We start from the raw sequence: 17,610 nt of genomic DNA, 5'->3' as shown, positions 1-17,610 counted from the left end.
GGCCGCCTTCATCCATCCGTTACGAAGCGACGCGAATCACGACCTTGCCGAAATGCTGGCCCGACTGCAGGTACGCATACGCTTGCGGCGCCTCGTCGAAGCCGAACACGCGATCGACCACCGGCCTGATCCGTTTCGCATCGACGAGCCGCACGACGTCGTCGAGCATCGCGCGGCTGCCGACCATGATCCCGTGCAGTTTCCGAATGCCGCCGATCAGCGACAGCAGCCCGAGTTCGGGGCCGCCGAACCCGCTGACGCCGCCGATCACCGACACGACGCCGCCCAGCTTCGTCGCGGCGACCGAGCGCGGCAGCGTGTCGTGTCCGCCGACTTCCACGACGAGATCCGCGCCCGCACCGCCGGTGAGCCGCAGCACTTCGTGCTGCCACTCGGGCGTCGCGCGATAGTTGATCGTTGCATCCGCACCGAGTGCGCGGGCGCGTTCGAGTTTCGCGTCGCTCGACGACGTGACGATCGTGCGCAGGCCCGCCGCGTGCGCGAGCTGCAGTGCGACGATCGAGACGCCGCCCGTGCCGAGCAGCACAACGGTCGAGCCCGGCCCCGCGCCGCCGTCGGCGAACAGCGCGTTCCATGCGGTGATGCCCGCGCACGACAGCGTCGCCGCTTCGTCGTAGTCGAGATGCGCGGGAATCGCGACCAGCGCCGCTTCGTCGGACACGAAGTGCTCGGCCAGCACGCCGTCGAATTGCGCGCCGGGCGAACCGGAGACTTTCTGCGGCGTGGGCGGCCCGTCGATCCAGCGCGGGAAGTACGTGTTGATCACGCGATCGCCCGGCTTGAAGCGCGTGACGTCGCGGCCGGTTTCGACGACCTCGCCGGCGCCGTCGGCGACAGGAATCAGCGCGTCCTTGCCGATGCCGAGATAGTCGCCGCGCGCGAACATCAGGTCGCGGTAGTTCAGGCCTGCCGAGTGGATTTTCACGACGACGTCGGTTGGCCCGACGGGGCGACGCGTCGCGTCGATGCGCCGGAGCGCGGCAATGCCGTCCCCCGGTCTGATTTGCCATGCGTGCATGTCGACTCCTTTTTCGAGATAGACCGGACTATCATAGTGTTGCGCGTCCGGACGCATTGGCGATTATTCGGCCAACGATTGTCGCCGGCACGGATACAAACCTGTCATCCCATCGGAGTGGAACTGCATGGACGAGCGGCTGAGAGGCATCGCCGAATTTGTCGACGTCGTCGAGTCGGGCAGCTTCGCCGCGGCGGCGCTGCGCCTCGGCATGACGCGCTCGGCCGTGGCGAAGATCGTCGCGCGTCTCGAACAACGGCTCGGCGCGCGGCTCTTGCAGCGCACGACGCGCCAGCTCGGCTTGACCGACGAAGGGCTCGTCTATTACGAGCAGTGCCGGCGGTTGCTGGTGGAACTCGGCGAGACGGAGGCCGCGCTCGACTCGGGCCGGCGCGAGCCGGCCGGGCGCGTGCGGATCAGCGTGCCCGTGCTGTTCGGCCGGCAATGTGTGGCGCCCGTCGTACGGCGCATCATCGAGCGCTATCCGCGGCTTGAAATCGACGTGTCGTTCAGCGATCGCCTGGCCGACCTGGTCAACGACGGCTTCGACATCGCGGTGCGCATCGGCGAGCTTGCGGATACGAGCACGCTCGTCGGGCGGCGGCTTGGCGTACAGAGGATGGGCATTTGCGCATCGCCGGCGTATCTCGAACGTCACGGCCGGCCGACTGGATCCGACGAGCTCGCGTCGCACGTCGGCATCGCGTATTCGCGCGGCGGGCAGCCGACGCCGTGGCGGATCATCGGCCCGGACGGCGCGGTGCACGACCATCGCCCGGCCGGCCGCCTGCGGTTCGACGACCTGCTGGCGATCGCGGACGCGGCCGCAGCCGGCGCGGGCCTCGCGTGGCTGCCGTGCTGGCTGATGGCGCCGTACGTGCGCGACGGGCGTCTCGCGCTCGTGATGGACAGCGACAGCGTGTCGGGCGCCGAAGTGTTCGCGGTGCGGCCGGCGTCGCGCAACGTGCCGTCGAAGGTGCGCGTCGTCATCGATGCGTTCGTCGACGAGATTCCGCGCATGCTGGCATCGGACGACGCCGACGGCGAGCGCGTGCCGCGGCGCAGCGTTCACGCTACGTAGCGACGCCGCAGGATCGGGCGATGCGGAAGACGCGGACGACGGCGACCACACGCGTTTTCTGCGCCTGACGGACAATCGGTGCGGGTCGTGCATGCGCCGCGCGCGAGCGCGCTCGTCGGTTGCACGCGCACGTGGGCGCTGGAACTCGCCGGACACGGCGTGACGGTCAACGCGCTCGCGGTGAACGACGGCGGTACCCTCGGCGGACGCAACTGACGCAACGCGTGCATGACGGCGCGAGTCGTCGATCAACGGGCGGCGTGCATATTCCTGCTTCCCGTTAGCATGTGACGAATCCGACTTTGGGCGCCGCGCGGGCGCCGCTAAGATCGCCGATCCGTAATCGAGCGTTCGACAAAATGAAAAAGTCCGCGTCGCCGTTGCATGCCTTCCGTTTCCGTGTCGTCTGCGCCGCGATTGCCGGCGTGTTGTCGCTCGCATCGTGCGGGGGCGTCGACAGCGATGCGCCGTCGCAGTCGGCCGCGACACCGCCGCAGGCCGCGAAGCGCCCGAACATCCTGTACATCATGGCCGACGATCTCGGCTACTCCGACATCCATGCATTCGGCGGCGAGATCAACACGCCGAACCTCGACGCGCTCGTCGCGTCGGGCCGCATCCTGTCGAACCACCACACGGGCACCGTCTGCGCGATCACGCGCGCGATGCTGATTTCCGGCACCGACCACCACCTCGTCGGCGAAGGCACGATGGGCGTGCCGACCGACGAGCGGCGCGCGCTGCCCGGCTACGAGGGCTACCTGAACGATCGCGCGCTGTCGTTCGCACAACTACTGAAGGACGCCGGCTATCACACGTACATCGCCGGCAAGTGGCACATCGGCTCGGGGATCGTCGGCAGTGCGACGGGCAGCGGACAGACGCCCGACCAGTGGGGCTTCGAGCGCAGCTACGTGCTGCTCGGCGGCGCGGCGACGAACCATTTCGCGCACGAGCCGGCCGGCTCGTCGAACTACACGGAAGACGGCAGCTACGTGCAGCCGGGCCAGCCCGGACAGCCGGGCGGCGCGGGCGGCAATCCGGCCGTGTTCTACTCGACGGACTTCTATACGCAGAAGCTGATCTCGTACATCGATGCGAACAGGCAGGACGGCAAGCCGTTCTTCGCGTACGCGGCCTACACGTCGCCGCACTGGCCGCTGCAGGTGCCGGACCCGTGGCTGCACAAGTACGCGGGCGTATACGACGCCGGCTACGATGCGATCCGCAACGCGCGGATCGCGCGGCAGAAGGCGCTCGGCCTGATCCCCGCCGACTTCAAGCCGTTCGACGGCCTGCCCGAAACGACGGCCGCGTCGCCGGCGACGGCGAACAACGGCACCGCGAACGCGAAGTACATCAGCGCCGTGCATTCCGCCGCCGACGGCTACAGCGACTACGGCACCGGCAAGGTCGACAAGCTGTGGGCGAGCCTGAGCCCGGCCGAGCGCCGCGCGCAGGCGCGCTACATGGAAATCTACGCGGGGATGGTCGAGAATCTCGACTACAACATCGGCCTCCTGATCCAGCACCTGAAGGACATCGGCGAATACGACAACACGTTCATCATGTTCCAGTCGGACAACGGCGCGGAAGGCTGGCCGATCGACTCCGGCGCGGACCCGACGGCGACCGACACCGCGAACGGGCAGGAGCCGGTCTATTCGACGCTCGGCACCGACAACGGCAAGCAGAACGCGCAACGGCTGCAGTACGGGCTGCGCTGGGCCGAAGTGAGCGCGACGCCGTTCCGGCTCACGAAGGGTTATTCGGCCGAAGGCGGCGTGTCGACGCCGACGATCGTGCGGCTGCCGGGGCAGACACGCCAGTTGCCGACGCTGCGCGCGTTCACGCACGTGACCGACAACACGGCGACCTTCCTCGCGGTCGCGGGCGTCACGCCGCCGTCGCAACCGGCGCCGCCGCTCGTGAACACGCTGACGGGCGTCGACCAGAACAAGGGCAAGGTCGTCTACAACAACCGCTACGTCTATCCGCCGACGGGCCAGTCGCTGCTGCCGGTGCTCACCGGCTCGGCGACGGGCGAGGTGCATACCACGCCGTTCGGCGACGAAGCGTACGGCCGCGCATACCTGCGCAGCGCCGACGGCCGCTGGAAGGCGTTGTGGACCGAGCCGCCGCTCGGGCCGCTCGATGGCCACTGGCAGCTGTACGACCTTGCAGCGGATCGCGGCGAGACGACCGACGTGTCGGCGCAGAACCCGTCGGTGATCAGCACGCTCGTCGACCAGTGGAAGACGTACATGAGCAACGTCGGCGGGGTGGAATCGCTGCGTCCGCGCGGCTACTACTGAGGACGGCACGATGCGGTTCCGCTTCCGGACACTCGGCGCGGCGCTCGCGGCCACGCTGTTCGCGGCTGCGTTCGCCGTCGGCTATGCGAGCCCGTCGGCGCCGCCCGCCGGCGCCTTCGACGACGCGAATCGCGGCCGCCCGCTCGTGCCGCTCGGCTCGGAGCGGCAGTGCGAGCGCTACTCGGGCCTGCCCGCGAAGTGGCGCGACGACCCGAAGGCCGGGATGGTGCACCTGAGCGGCGGCGCGTTCGTGTTCGGCAGCACACGCGGCTATGCGGACGAGCGTCCGGCGGGCGACGGCAAGACGCGCGTCGGCGGCTTCTGGATCGACCAGACCGACGTGACGATCGCGCAGTTCGCCGCGTTCGTGCAGGCGACCGGCTACGTGACCGAGGCCGAGCAGCAGGGCGGCGCGGCCGTGTTTCACGTGCCGACGCGCGACGAGCTGAACGCGCGCGACCTCGCATGGTGGACCTGGGTGAAGGGCGCATCGTGGCGGCAGCCGCGCGGCCCCGGCAGCAGCGTCGACGGGCTCGGCAACCTGCCCGTCACGCTCGTCACGCAGCGCGACGCGCTCGCGTATGCGCGCTGGCTCGGCCGCGATCTGCCGACCGAAGCCGAATGGGAATACGCGGGCAAGGCCGGTCGCGACGACGCGTCGCTCGATGCGGCGCCGCGCGACGCGCAGGGCAAGCCGGCCGCGAACTACTGGCAGGGCGCGTTCCCGGTGCTCGATACGGCCGAGGACGGCCACGCGGGCCTCGCACCGGTCGGCTGTTATGCGGCGAACGGTTTCCATCTGTACGACATGATCGGCAACGCGTGGGAATGGACGAAGGACACATACACGGGCCAGCATCAGTCGCACACGAACGGCGACACGGCGGCCGTCGCACCGCCGACGCGCCGGCACGACACGCCGATGGTGATCAAGGGCGGCTCGTTCCTGTGCTCGCGCGATTACTGCGTGCGCTATCGCGCGTCGTCGCGCGAGCAGCAGGAAGCGGATCTCGGTGCATCGCATATCGGGTTCCGCACGATTCTGAGGGATGCGTCATGAAGCGGGTGATGCATTGCGTTGCCGCGTCGTTGATCGTTGCGTGCGGTGTCGCCCATTCGGGCTGGATCGTTGCGGCCGAAACCGTCACGTCGACGATCCGCGTCGGCGTGACGCGCGGCGTGCATGCGGACATCCTGGACGAGGTGAAGCGTGTCGCCGCCACGCGCGGGCTGAATGTCGACGTCGTCGAATTCGACGACGCGTCGCGCATCGATACCGCGCTCGCCGACGGCAGGATCGACGCGGCGAGCTTCGAGGACGCGCAGCGCCTTGCCGCGACGCGCACGGCGAAAGGTCATGCACTGAACGCCGTCGCGCCGACCGTCACGCTGCCGATGGCGCTCTATTCACGAAAGATCAGGAGTCTGAACGAACTGCAGCCCGGCGCGACGGTCGCGATCCCGGCCGATCCGCGCGGGATGGCTCGCGCGCTCGTGCTGCTGCAGAACGACACGCTGGTGACGCTGCGCGACCAGGCCGGCCTGCACGCGACGCTGCGCGACGTGACGGGCAACCGGCTCGCGCTGAAGTTCGTCGCGCTGCGCCGCGACCGGCTGCATGCGGCGCTCGACTCGGCCGCGTTCGTCGCGATCGACTACGAGGACGCCGCGCGCGCTGGGCTGCAACCGGCGCGCGACAGCATCAATCTCGAGGATGCGCGCTCGCCGTATGCGAACGTGCTGACCGTGCGCGACGCCGACCGCACGAAGCCGTGGGTCGCGCAGCTCGTCGCCGCGTATCACTCGCACGACGTCGCGCATTTCATCCTGACACGCTATCAGGACTCGGTGCGGCGGCCGTGGTAGACGACTACCGCCTCGCGTGCAATGCGTGCGGCCGCTGCTGCAACAGCGCGCCGACGCTGTCGTTGCGCGAACTGTTCCGGCATCGGCACCGCTTCGTCGGCGCGCTGACGATCCATCGTGTGCCGAAGCGGCGCATCGGTGAACGAACGCGCGCGGGCGGACGCGAGCATGCGCTCGACGCGGACGACATCGCCGCCTGCGATGCGCTCGCGAACGCGTTGTTCCACCGCGCACGCGGCGCGAACGACGAATGGATTGCGCTGACGCTTCAGGGCTACGACTATCCGTCGCTCGGGCGCTGTCCTGCATTGGCCGACGACGGCCGCTGCAGCGTGCATGCGGACAAGCCTTCGATCTGCGGCGCCGTGCCGCTCGATCCGATGCTGCCGGACCGCCTGCAATCCCGCGTGCTCGCCGGGCGGCGCGACGAGACGGCGTGGCTCGGTGCGAATTGCATCGTCGGCGCGGACGACGGCACGGCTTCCGTCGATATGGCGTCGGCGCTGCCGCTCGTGACGGCAGGGCAGCTCGCGGACCGCGCGGCGCTCGACACGTTTCGCGATGCGCTCGCGTTCGAGCGTGCGGTATGGCGCGACGCGGTGTTCGCATCGCTGATCGACGGCGGACCGCAGGTGCGCGCGGCGTTGGCGCGGCTTGCGCCCGGCGGTTACCTGACGATGTCGATCGTGCCGGTGCTGCTGGCGGTCGCATCGGTGTCCGCACATTGCCGCGCGTTGTGCATCGACTTCATCGACGCGCAGCGCGCGTTGATCGACGCACGTATCGAGGCGGCGCTCGCACGCCGTCGTCTTGACGACCGGCCGGCGACGGCCGAATTGCGCGGCTTTGCGCAGGCACTCGAACGTGCGGGGAACGCACTCGCCGCCATGCCGGCCGCCACGGCGGGCACGCGCACCGACGCCCCGCGCATCGACGCGTGGCTCGACGATCGGCACGCTTCCATCGCGCTCACCGCGTGACACCGGCGGCACGCCGCGCGTGCCTTACACTTGGCGCTCTTTCAACCGTCTCCGATGGGGCGCGCATGTACGCATCGACCTTCATTTTCCGCGCAGGGCAATACGACGACGAATTCCACCGCCTCGACCGGCAGATCGCCGACATGGCGCGCGCGACGCCCGGCTACCTCGGCGAGGAGACGTGGGAGAACGCCGAGGCGGGGCTGATCCAGAACGTCTACTACTGGGAATCGGAGGCGGCGCTGCGGCAGTTGATGCAGCATCCCGCGCATCTGGAAGCGAAGGCGAAGCAGGCGCGCTGGCTGGACGGCTATCGCGTGGTGATCTCGCAGGTGCTGCACGAGTACGGCGACGGCAAGCTCGCGCAGCCGCATGCGCGGCAGCCGGCGTAAGCCGATCGCCGAACGGGCGATTCAGGCGCCGTGCGTGATCCGCCCGGCATCGCCACACGACATCAAAGCGCCTCGACCAGCAGCCGGTTGCTCTTCTCGCAATACTCGTGACACGCGGCGCGTGCCGCGATCGACGCGCCATGCACGAACTTCGGCGCGTCCGCCCGCCGTGACATCGACACGACGATCGACGGCGGCGACGGCTGCAGCGGCAGCTCGACGACCTCGCCGCTCGCGATCAGCGCATCCACGAACAGCACCGGAATCGCGGCGACGCCGAAGCCGTCGCGCACGAGCTGCACGATCACCGAGATCGACGGCGAGCCGGTGATGCGCGTCTCCGACAGCGGCACGCCATGCGCGTGCGCGAGCGTGCGCACGATGTCCTCGAGCGCGCGGTGCGGCGCGGTACCGCGCCCGTAGGTCAGGATCGGCTGGCGCAGCACCTGCCGCGCGAGGCCGGCGCGCGCAGTCGGCAGCAGCCCCGCGCGCGCGATCCAGCGCACCGGATAGTTCGCGAGCGCGTCACAGACGACCGACGCCTCGTCGCTTCCCTCCACGCGAATGATCAGGTCCAGTTCGCCGGCCATCAGCCGGCGCTGCAGCACGACACTGACGTCGACGGTCAGGTCGATCTCCAGTTGCGGATAGTCGGCGGCGAGGCGGCGCAGGTAATGCGGCAGCCAGCTGTGCACGACCGTCTCGATCACGCCGAGCCGCAACTTGCCGCGCAGCGCGCTTTCGCCGGCCGCGGCGGCCTGCAGCTCGTGTGTCGCCTCGACGACGGCCTTCGCATAGCCGAGCAGGTACTCGCCGTTCGGCGTGAGCCGGAATTCGCGGCTGTCGCGATCGACGAGCACGGTCTGCAATTCGTCCTCGAGCGCCTTCAGGCGCTGCGAGATCGCGGCCGGCGTCGCATGCAGCGCGGCGGCCGTCGTGCGGAAGTTGCGCAGCTTCGCGAGCGTGACGAAGGTTTCGAGGAAACGCGTGTTCATGGCGGTCGGCAAGGCGTTGGGCGCGCAGCTTGCCCCGCTGAAAAAATGAACGGGACTGGGGAAAACCCGGCTTCGTGTAAAGAAATTCTATACACGCGACGCAAAAAAACTCGTTGGCGACAAAATTTTTTCTTTTCTATTCTTCGCCGTATCCGCTGACGCAACCGTCATTCCGACGACATATCGATCTGCCCGCGACCATCATGACGCCTACCGAATTCCGCCAGTCCGTGCGCAACGGCACGTTTCGCAGCCCGACGGCCGGCCAGTGCGGCCCGTTCGCGCAAGCCAATCTCGCGATCCTGCCGAACGCGTACGCGCACGACTTCCTGCGCTTCTGCCAGGCGAACCCGAAAGCGTGCCCGCTGCTGGGCGTGGGCGAACCCGGCGCGTTCCGGCTCGACGTGCTCGGCGAGGATCTCGACATCCGCACCGACGTGCCGAGCTACAACGTCTACCGCGACGGGCGCCTGACGGAGCGGGTCGAATCGCTCGAAGCGCTGTGGCGCGACGATTTCGTCGTGTTCGCGATCGGCTGCTCGTTCTCGTTCGAGGACATGCTGGCGCGCGAAGGGATCGGGCTGCGCCACATCGAGGAGGGTCGCAACGTGCCGATGTACCGTACGACGATTCCGAACCGGCGCGCGGGAATCTTCGGCGGCCAGCTGGTCGTGTCGATGCGGCCGCTGCGCGGCGCCGACGCGATCCGCGCGGTGCAGATCACGAGCCGGTTCCCGGGCGTGCACGGCGCGCCGGTCCATATCGGCCATCCGCAGGAACTGGGCATCGCCGATCTCGGCGCGCCCGATTTCGGCGACGCGGTGACGGTGCGCGACGGCGAACTGCCGGTGTTCTGGGCGTGCGGCGTGACGCCGCAAACCGCGCTGATGGACGCGAAGCTGCCGCTCGCGATCGCGCATACGCCCGGCTACATGCTGATGACCGACATCACGAACGCGTCGCTGGCCGTGTTCTGACCCGACCGACGCCGGCGGCCCGCACGGGCGCCGGTCCGGCCCCGGCGCGGCGGCATGCCGCGACCACAGACGATCCGCCCGCCCGGAGGGCGGCGCGCACCCGCGGCGCGACGCGCGCAAGCAACGCACGACGCAAGAAGCGCACGACACCACACGCAAGGTTTCGACCGCATATTTCGACAGGAGCTTCACCATGGAAAGCAAGACCCTCGCGGCGCCCGCCGCCGACCCCGCGGGCCCCGCACGCAACGGCCTGTTCGGATGGTATGCGGACGCGCAGCCGCGCGAACGCCGCGCGTTCTGGAGCTGCAAGGTCGGCTACATGCTCGACGGGATGGATACGCAGATGCTGTCGTTCGTGATCCCGACGCTCGTCGCGACGTGGGGCATCTCGCTCGCGGACGCCGGCTTCATCGGCACGATGACGCTGCTCGCGTCGGCGCTCGGCGGCTGGATCGCGGGCATCCTGTCCGACCGGATCGGCCGCGTGCGCACGCTGCAGCTGACGGTGCTGTGGTTCGCCGTGTTCACCGCGCTGTGCGGGCTCGCGCAGAACTATCACCAGCTGCTCGCGGCGCGCGCGCTGATGGGCTTCGGCTTCGGCGGCGAATGGACGGCCGGCGCGGTGCTGATCGGCGAAGTGATCCGCGCCCGCGATCGCGGCAAGGCGGTCGGCCTCGTGCAGTCGGGCTGGGCGATCGGCTGGGGGCTGTCGGCGCTGCTGTATGCGCTGCTGTTCTCGGTGCTGCCGGCCGAACAGGCCTGGCGCGCGCTGTTCCTCGTCGGCCTCGCGCCGGCGCTGCTGGTGGTCGTGATCCGCCGCTACGTGAAGGAGCCGGACGTCTACGAGAAGGAGAAGGCCACGCAGGCGAAGGTAGCCGACGCGCCGCGCCTCACCGAAATCTTCGCGCCGAAACTGCTGTCGACGACGCTGCGCGCGGCGCTGCTGACCACCGGCGCGCAGGGCGGCTACTACGCGATCACGACCTGGCTGCCGACCTTCCTGAAGACCGAGCGGCACCTGACCGTGATGGGCACCGGCGGCTATCTCGCGATGATCATCTTCGGCTCGTGGGTCGGCTACCTGACGAGCGCGTACCTGACCGACCGGCTCGGCCGCAAGCCGAACTTCATCCTGTTCGCGCTCGGCTCGATGGTGATCGCGTTCGCCTACACGTCGCCGGTGCTGCACCTCACGAACGCGTCGATGCTGTGGCTCGGCTTCCCGCTCGGCTTCTTCGCATCGGGCATCTTCTCCGGGATGGGGGCGTTCCTCACCGAGCTGTTCCCGACGCGGGTGCGCGGCTCGGGCCAGGGCTTCTGCTACAACGTGGGCCGCGCGATCGGCGCCCTGTTCCCGTTCCTGATCGGCGCGCTGTCGAAGCACTACGGGCTCGGCGCGAGCATCGGGATCTTCGCGGTCGCCGCCTACGGCGTGTTGATCGTCGCCGCGCTGACGCTGCCCGAGACGCGCGGCCGCGAACTCGACGCCGCATAACGCCGCATGGGCGGGCGCCCGCCCGCCGCCTTTCTACCGCTCCCTTTTCATCGAAGCCCTCACGCGGCGCGCGACGCGCGCCGTGCGGCGGCGCTCGTCCTTCGTTCAACGACGCATCGAGTTCATCGCCATGACTGACCGACACACTTTCCCCGTTTCCTCCGACGCCGCGCGCTGGCAATTCTGGATCGACCGCGGCGGCACCTTCACCGACATCGTCGCGCGCCGGCCCGACGGCTCGCTCGTCACGCACAAGCTGCTGTCGGAGAATCCCGAGCAGTATCGCGATGCGGCCGTCGCCGGCATCCGCCACCTGCTCGGCCTCGCCGACGGCGAGCCGATCACGCCCGAGCGCGTCGACATGGTGAAGATGGGCACGACGGTCGCGACCAACGCGCTGCTCGAACGCAAGGGCGAACGCACCGCGCTCGCGACGACGCGCGGCTTTCGCGACGTGCTGCGCATCGCGTACCAGAACCGGCCGCGCCTGTTCGATCTCGACATCGTGCTGCCCGATGCGCTGTACGAGACGGTCGTCGAGGTCGACGAGCGGATCGGCGCGCACGGCGACGTCGTCGTGCCGCTCGACGTGCAACGCGCGGAAGCGGCGTTGCGCCGCGTGTTCGACTCGGGCGTGCAGGCGCTGGCCATCGTGCTGATCCACGGCTATCGCTACACCGCGCACGAGCGCGCGCTGGCGGACCTCGCGCGCCGGATCGGCTTCACGCAGGTGTCGGTGTCGCACGAGGTGTCGCCGCTGATGAAGATGGTGTCGCGCGGCGATACGACCGTGGTCGACGCCTACCTGTCGCCGATCCTGCGCCGCTACGTCGAGCAGGTCGCGCACGAGATGCCCGGCGTGAACCTGCAGTTCATGCAGAGCAGCGGCGGCCTGACGCGCGCCGACGCGTTCCAGGGCAAGGACGCGATCCTGTCCGGCCCGGCCGGCGGCATCGTCGGGATGGTGCGCGCCGCGCGCGCGGCCGGCTTCGAGCGCGTGATCGGCTTCGACATGGGAGGCACGTCGACCGACGTGTCGCACTACAACGGCGAATTCGAGCGCGTGTTCGAGACGCAGGTGGCCGGCGTGCGGATGCGCGCGCCGATGATGAGCATCCACACGGTCGCGGCCGGCGGCGGTTCGGTGCTCGGCTTCGACGGCGCGCGGCTGCGCGTCGGGCCCGAATCGGCCGGCGCGAACCCGGGGCCGGCCGCCTACCGGCGCGGCGGCCCGCTGACGGTGACCGACTGCAACGTGATGCTCGGCAAGATCCAGCCCGATCACTTCCCGCGCGTGTTCGGCCCGCATGCGGACCAGCCGCTCGACCGCGACGGCGTGGCCGCGAAATTCGCGGCGCTCGCCGACGAGATTCACGCGGCGACCGGGCGGCGCGACACGCCCGAGGCGCTGGCCGAAGGGTTCCTGGAAATCGCGATCGGCAGCATGGCGAACGCGATCAAGAAGATCTCGGTGCAGCGCGGCCACGACGTGTCGCGCTACGTGCTGACGACGTTCGGCGGCGCGGGCGGCCAGCACGCCTGCGGCGTGGCCGACGCGCTCGGGATGACGCAGGTGTTCGCGCATCCGCTCGCGGGCGTGCTGTCCGCTTACGGGATGGGGCTCGCCGACCAGACCGCGATGCGCGAGCGCGCGGTGGAAGCCGTGTTGTCCGATGAATCGTTGCCGGCGCTGAACGCGGCGCTCGACCGGCTGGCCGACGACGCGGTCGGCGCGCTGCTCGAACAGGGCGTGGCGCCGGAGCGCATCGCGACCGAGCGGCGCGTGCACCTGCGCTACCAGGGCACCGATTCCGCGCTCGACGTGCCGGCCGGCAGCGTCGCCGCGATGCAGCAGGCGTTCGAGGCCGCGTACCGGCAGCGCTATGCGTTCCTGATGCCCGGCACGCCGCTGGTCGCCGAGCTGGCATCGGTCGAGGCGATCGGCCGCTCGGATGCGCCGGTCGAGATCGCACCGCTCGTGCCGCGCGACACGGGCGCGGCGCCACGCGCGCACAGCGCCGTGCGTTTCCATTCCGGCGGTCAATGGCACGACGCGGCGCTGTACGTGCGCGACGCGCTGCTGGCCGGCGACGCGATCGACGGCCCGGCGATCGTCGCGGAGAAGAACGGCACGACCGTCGTCGAACCCGGCTGGCGCGCGCAGATGACCGCGCAAGGCAACCTCGTGCTGACGCGCACGACGCCGCTGCCGACGCGCCGCTCGCTCGGCACCGATGCCGATCCGGTGCGGCTCGAGATCTTCAACAACCTGTTCATGTCGATCGCCGAGCAGATGGGGCTGCGGCTGCAGAACACCGCGTATTCGGTGAACATCAAGGAGCGGCTCGACTTCTCGTGCGCGATCTTCGATGGCGATGGCAACCTGATCGCGAACGCGCCGCACATGCCGGTGCATCTGGGCTCGATGGGCGAGAGCATCCGCACGGTGATCGAGCGCAACCGCGGCCGCATGCGCGACGGCGACGTGTTCATGCTGAACGACCCGTATCACGGCGGCACGCACCTGCCGGACGTCACCGTCATCACGCCGGTGTTCGCGGACGGCTCGGACACGCCGCTGTTCTACGTCGGCTCGCGCGGCCACCATGCGGACATCGGCGGCACGACGCCGGGCTCGATGCCGCCCGATTCGACGCACATCGACGAAGAAGGCGTGCTGATCGACAACTGGCAGCTCGTGTCGGCGGGCGTGCTGCGCGATGCCGACACGCGCGCGCTGCTCGCGTCGGGCCGCTATCCGGCGCGCAACGTCGAGCAGAACATGGCGGACCTGCGCGCGCAGGTCGCGGCGAACCAGAAGGGCGTCGACGAGCTGCGGCGGATGGTCGGGCAGTTCGGCCGCGACGTCGTGCTCGCGTTCATGGGGCACGTGCAGGACAACGCGGAAGAAGCGGTGCGGCGCGTGATCGGCGCGCTGCAGGACGGCGCGTATCGTTATCCGCTCGACAACGGCGCCGAGATTCGCGTCGCGATCCGCGTGGACCGCGCGGCGCGCCGCGCGGAGATCGACTTCACCGGCACGTCCGCGCAGCTCGACAACAACTTCAACGCGCCGAAGGCCGTCTGCATGGCCGCGGTGCTGTACGTGTTCCGCACGCTGGTCGGCGACGACATCCCGCTGAACGCCGGCTGCCTGAAGCCGCTGACGGTGATCGTGCCGGCGCGCTCGATGCTGAACCCCGAGTATCCGGCGGCCGTGGTATCGGGCAACGTCGAGACGTCGTCGGCGATCACCAACGCGCTGTACGGCGCGCTCGGCTGCGTCGCATCGAGCCAGGGAACGATGAACAACTTCACGTTCGGCAATGATCGCTACCAGTACTACGAGACCATCGCCGGCGGCAGCGGCGCGGGCGACGGCTTCGCGGGCGTCGGCGCGGTGCAGACCCACATGACGAACTCGCGGCTGACCGACCCGGAGGTGCTCGAATGGCGCTATCCGGTGCGGCTCGACTCGCATCGGCTGCGCGCGGGTTCCGGCGGCGCCGGGCGCTGGCGCGGCGGCGACGGCGCGGTGCGGCGGATCCGCTTCCTCGAGCCGATGACCGCGTCGATCCTGTCGAACAACCGGATCCACGCGCCGTTCGGCGCGGCGGGCGGCGAGGCCGGCGCGCTCGGTCGCAACACGATCGAGCGGGCGGACGGCACGGTCGAGACGCTCGAGCATATCGGCCGCGCGCAGATGGCGCCGGGCGACGTGTTCGTCGTCGAAACGCCGGGCGGCGGCGGGTACGGCGCGGCGGGCTGAGCGGCAGGGGGCGCACGCGGAAAGCGGTGCGGCGGGGCGCCCGCCGCACCGCTTTCGCGCGTTCCGGGCGGCGATCGCACCGGTTCCATTCATGCCGCTGCATCGGCTGCGCGGTCCGGCGATCTATTCGCTCGCACCGATCGACGCGATGTTGCAACGGCGCTGGGAATAAGGGCGCGCATTCACGCACGAACGGGCAACGAGAATCCCGATTCCGCGCGCTGCGCAATGCGATCCGACCCCGCCGCAGCGCCGTGCCGACACATCGCTGCCGGGATGCCTCGATTTCCCGCAAACCGCCGTCCGGCGGGGCGCTCCGGCGATTCCACCGGCCGGGTTCGACGCGTTCGCGACCGGCTTCATGCGTCCCGCCGATCACGAAAAATCCGTTATGCCAACCGAGTTCCGATTCCTTGACACCTCGTTCCAAATGTGAGTGCCAATCTTCTTCGTCATTTGATAAGATGGGTTCCATCATTCGTTTGGAAAACCTGCGCGCGAGATGCGCGAACGCCGGTTCGCATTGGTTGGAAACAAGTACGGAACGAGGGCCACTGGCACGGTCATCACGACTGCCCCACCAGGTAGGCGCACTGCGCGCCCGGGGATCGGGGGCGGCCGGCTCGCCTCCGTCTACACTGTGCGTTTTTTCTGGATCGGGGCGTGTCCATGGATGACGAAAACGATCGCGCCGTGCTCGAAGCGCATCTCGGTACGCATAGCCCGTGCTGGCGGCTCGGCAGCGATAGCAATGCACTCGAGCTGGCCGCCGTTCGCGGCCTGACCAATGTCGCGGTGGCGCTGACCGGCGAGCAGGCCGCGCGAATCCGCGCGCTCACCGGCGTCACGTCGCACCTCGTGCTCGAACTCGCGCTGTTCGGCGATCCGGTCAGCCTCCATCTGGTCGGCAGGAAGGTCGACACCGCCAATTGGGCCGGCACCGCCTCCGCCTATTCCGATACCGCGTCCGTCGCGGGCGACCTCGCGCACGGGCTCGCGTTCGCCGAGCAGGTCGTGTCCGAGGTGAATTCGCTCGTCGTGATCCTCGACCGCAACGGCATGGTGCAGCGCTTCAACCGCCTGTGCGAGGAAGTGACCGGCAAGCGCGAGGTCGACGTGATCGGCCGCAGCGCGTTCGAGCTGTTCATGAGCCCCGACCAGGGTGCGCAGTCGCGCAGCAACATCACCGGCTTTTTCGCGAGCAACCGGGCGTTCGAGGTCGAGCGCTACATCAACACGGTCAACGGCCCGCGCCTGTTCCAGTTCCGCAACAAGTTCGTGCAGAGCGGCAGCGGCGCCGACGAGCAGTTCCTGATCTGCTCGGGCGTCGACGTCACCGAGGAGCGCAACGCGCAGCAGCGGCTCAGCGAACTCGCGAATTCCGACGTGCTGACCGGCTTGCCGAACCGTCATGCAATCAGCGAGCGCATCCGCGTCGCGCTGGCCGCGGACCGCACCGACGTGCGCGGCCAGGTCGGCATCCTGTTCCTCGATCTCGACAACTTCAAGCGCGTCAACGACCACTACGGGCACATCACCGGCGACCGCCTGCTGCAGGACGTGTCCGCGGTCATCGGCGGCTGCCTGCCGTCCGGCGCGACGCTCGCGCGGCTCGGCGGCGACGAATTCCTGGTGCTGTTCGAGCACGGCACGCGGCCGCTGCTCGAGGCGACCGCGCAAATCATCCTCGAGCGGCTGCGTACGCCGATCCACCTCGGGCTGGTGGAGGTCTACACGAGCTGCTCGATCGGCATCGCGATGTATCCGCAGCACGGCGATTCGCTCGAAACGCTGATCCGCAGCGCCGACACCGCGATGTACGTCGCGAAGGAAGAGGGCAAGCATACGTACCGCGTGTTCTCGCTGGAGATGAACCAGAAGGTCGCGAAGTACATGTGGCTCGACACGAACCTGCGCAAGGCGCTCGAGGAAGAGCAGTTCGTGCTGCACTACCAGCCGGTCGTCGACATCGCGACCGGCGACGTGCACGCCGTCGAGGCGCTGATCCGCTGGCAGTCGCCGGATCGCGGGCTCGTCGCGCCGATCGAGTTCATCCGCTTCGCCGAGGAATCGGGGCTGATCGCGCCGCTCGGGCGCTGGGTGATGCGCACCGCGGCCGCGCAGGCCGCCGCGTGGAAGGCGAAGGGGCTCGACGTGCGGATCGCGGTGAACGTGTCCGCGCGGCAGTTGCAGGACATGAACATCGTCGATCAGTTCGCGTCGATCCTCGACAGCGCCGGGTTGAAGCCGAGCCTCGTCGACATCGAGCTCACCGAAAGCAGCTTCATCGAGGACGAAGAAGCGGCGCACGAGCTGATGAAGCAGTTCCGCCAGCTCGGCGCGGAGGTTCACCTCGACGATTTCGGCACCGGCTATTCGTCGCTGTCGCAACTGTCGCGGCTGCCGCTCGATTCGATCAAGCTCGATCGCAGCTTCATCACGGGCATCGACCGCAACCCGCGCTCGCAGGCGCTGGTGCGCTCGGTCGTGTCGCTCGCGCGGGCGCTGAGTTTCTCGGTGGTCGCCGAGGGCGTCGAGACGCACGCGGAAGCCGAATTCCTGAAGCAGATCAGCGTCGACCACGCGCAGGGTTTCTACTTCGCGCGGCCGATGCCGGCCCAGGCCTTCGAGGCCTGGCTCGCGGAAACCAGAAAGCTCAGGCTGATCGCCTGAGCCTCCCCGCATGACGGGCGCCGCC

General features: G+C 69.2%; 12 protein-coding genes and 1 pseudogene. 11 read left to right on the top strand and 2 right to left on the bottom strand.

The window, feature by feature from the left end:
- Nucleotides 1–19: 19 nt before the first annotated feature.
- A complete protein-coding gene (locus tag DIE12_RS19725) occupies nucleotides 20–1,039 on the bottom strand; it encodes an NAD(P)-dependent alcohol dehydrogenase (RefSeq protein ID WP_124487721.1) in 1,020 nt (339 codons plus the stop codon).
- Between the two features lie 127 nt (nucleotides 1,040–1,166).
- Between DIE12_RS19725 and DIE12_RS19720 the strand changes: the two genes are divergently transcribed.
- The 7 genes and pseudogenes from DIE12_RS19720 to DIE12_RS19690 all read left to right on the top strand — a co-directional run bounded on the left by DIE12_RS19720 (nucleotide 1,167) and on the right by DIE12_RS19690 (nucleotide 7,673).
- Nucleotides 1,167–2,120 (top strand): LysR family transcriptional regulator, encoded by a 954-nt coding sequence (locus tag DIE12_RS19720; RefSeq protein WP_124487720.1) that lies wholly within the window; start codon nucleotides 1,167–1,169, stop codon nucleotides 2,118–2,120.
- 102 nt (nucleotides 2,121–2,222) lie between these two features.
- Nucleotides 2,223–2,300 (top strand): annotated as a pseudogene (locus tag DIE12_RS19715) (short-chain dehydrogenase); the annotation flags it as partial.
- 179 nt (nucleotides 2,301–2,479) lie between these two features.
- Complete coding sequence (locus DIE12_RS19710; RefSeq protein WP_124520403.1) at nucleotides 2,480–4,435, top strand: arylsulfatase; 1,956 nt, start codon at nucleotides 2,480–2,482, stop codon at nucleotides 4,433–4,435.
- Between the two features lie 10 nt (nucleotides 4,436–4,445).
- The gene (locus tag DIE12_RS19705; RefSeq protein ID WP_124520402.1) at nucleotides 4,446–5,495 is read left to right on the top strand and encodes a formylglycine-generating enzyme family protein; all 1,050 of its coding nucleotides are present in this window, start codon (nucleotides 4,446–4,448) and stop codon (nucleotides 5,493–5,495) included.
- On the top strand, nucleotides 5,492–6,301 hold the full coding sequence (locus tag DIE12_RS19700) for a MetQ/NlpA family lipoprotein (protein WP_124520401.1): 810 nt from the start codon (nucleotides 5,492–5,494) through the stop codon (nucleotides 6,299–6,301). The genes DIE12_RS19705 and DIE12_RS19700 overlap by 4 nt, the downstream gene beginning before the upstream one ends.
- Complete coding sequence (locus DIE12_RS19695; protein ID WP_124520400.1) at nucleotides 6,295–7,281, top strand: YkgJ family cysteine cluster protein; 987 nt, start codon at nucleotides 6,295–6,297, stop codon at nucleotides 7,279–7,281. Before DIE12_RS19700 ends, DIE12_RS19695 begins: the two co-directional genes overlap by 7 nt.
- Before the next feature lie 65 nt (nucleotides 7,282–7,346).
- Nucleotides 7,347–7,673 carry an antibiotic biosynthesis monooxygenase gene (locus DIE12_RS19690; RefSeq protein ID WP_124520399.1) on the top strand — a complete coding sequence of 109 codons (327 nt, stop codon included), beginning with the start codon at nucleotides 7,347–7,349 and terminating at the stop codon, nucleotides 7,671–7,673.
- 62 nt (nucleotides 7,674–7,735) lie between these two features.
- On the opposite strand, the gene DIE12_RS19685 is transcribed toward DIE12_RS19690, so the two are convergent.
- Complete coding sequence (locus tag DIE12_RS19685) at nucleotides 7,736–8,668, bottom strand: LysR family transcriptional regulator (protein WP_124520398.1); 933 nt, start codon at nucleotides 8,666–8,668, stop codon at nucleotides 7,736–7,738.
- Between the two features lie 203 nt (nucleotides 8,669–8,871).
- Between DIE12_RS19685 and DIE12_RS19680 the strand changes: the two genes are divergently transcribed.
- From DIE12_RS19680 to pdeR, 4 genes are all read left to right on the top strand, one after another.
- Complete coding sequence (locus DIE12_RS19680; protein WP_124487714.1) at nucleotides 8,872–9,645, top strand: putative hydro-lyase; 774 nt, start codon at nucleotides 8,872–8,874, stop codon at nucleotides 9,643–9,645.
- A gap of 193 nt (nucleotides 9,646–9,838) precedes the next feature.
- Nucleotides 9,839–11,143, top strand: a complete 1,305-nt coding sequence (locus tag DIE12_RS19675; RefSeq protein WP_044847288.1) for an MFS transporter — start codon at nucleotides 9,839–9,841, stop codon at nucleotides 11,141–11,143.
- A gap of 130 nt (nucleotides 11,144–11,273) precedes the next feature.
- Nucleotides 11,274–14,912, top strand: coding sequence for a hydantoinase B/oxoprolinase family protein (locus DIE12_RS19670; RefSeq protein WP_124520397.1), 3,639 nt, complete (start codon nucleotides 11,274–11,276; stop codon nucleotides 14,910–14,912).
- Between the two features lie 669 nt (nucleotides 14,913–15,581).
- Nucleotides 15,582–17,585, top strand: a complete 2,004-nt coding sequence (pdeR, locus tag DIE12_RS19665; protein WP_124487712.1) for a cyclic di-GMP phosphodiesterase — start codon at nucleotides 15,582–15,584, stop codon at nucleotides 17,583–17,585.
- Nucleotides 17,586–17,610 lie beyond the last annotated feature (25 nt).

Source organism: Burkholderia sp. Bp9015 (assembly GCF_003853505.1).
Classification (GTDB): Bacteria; Pseudomonadota; Gammaproteobacteria; order Burkholderiales; family Burkholderiaceae; genus Burkholderia.
The sequence above is the reverse complement of the archived record's forward strand: the minus strand, read 5'-3'. Positions and strand labels throughout refer to the sequence as shown.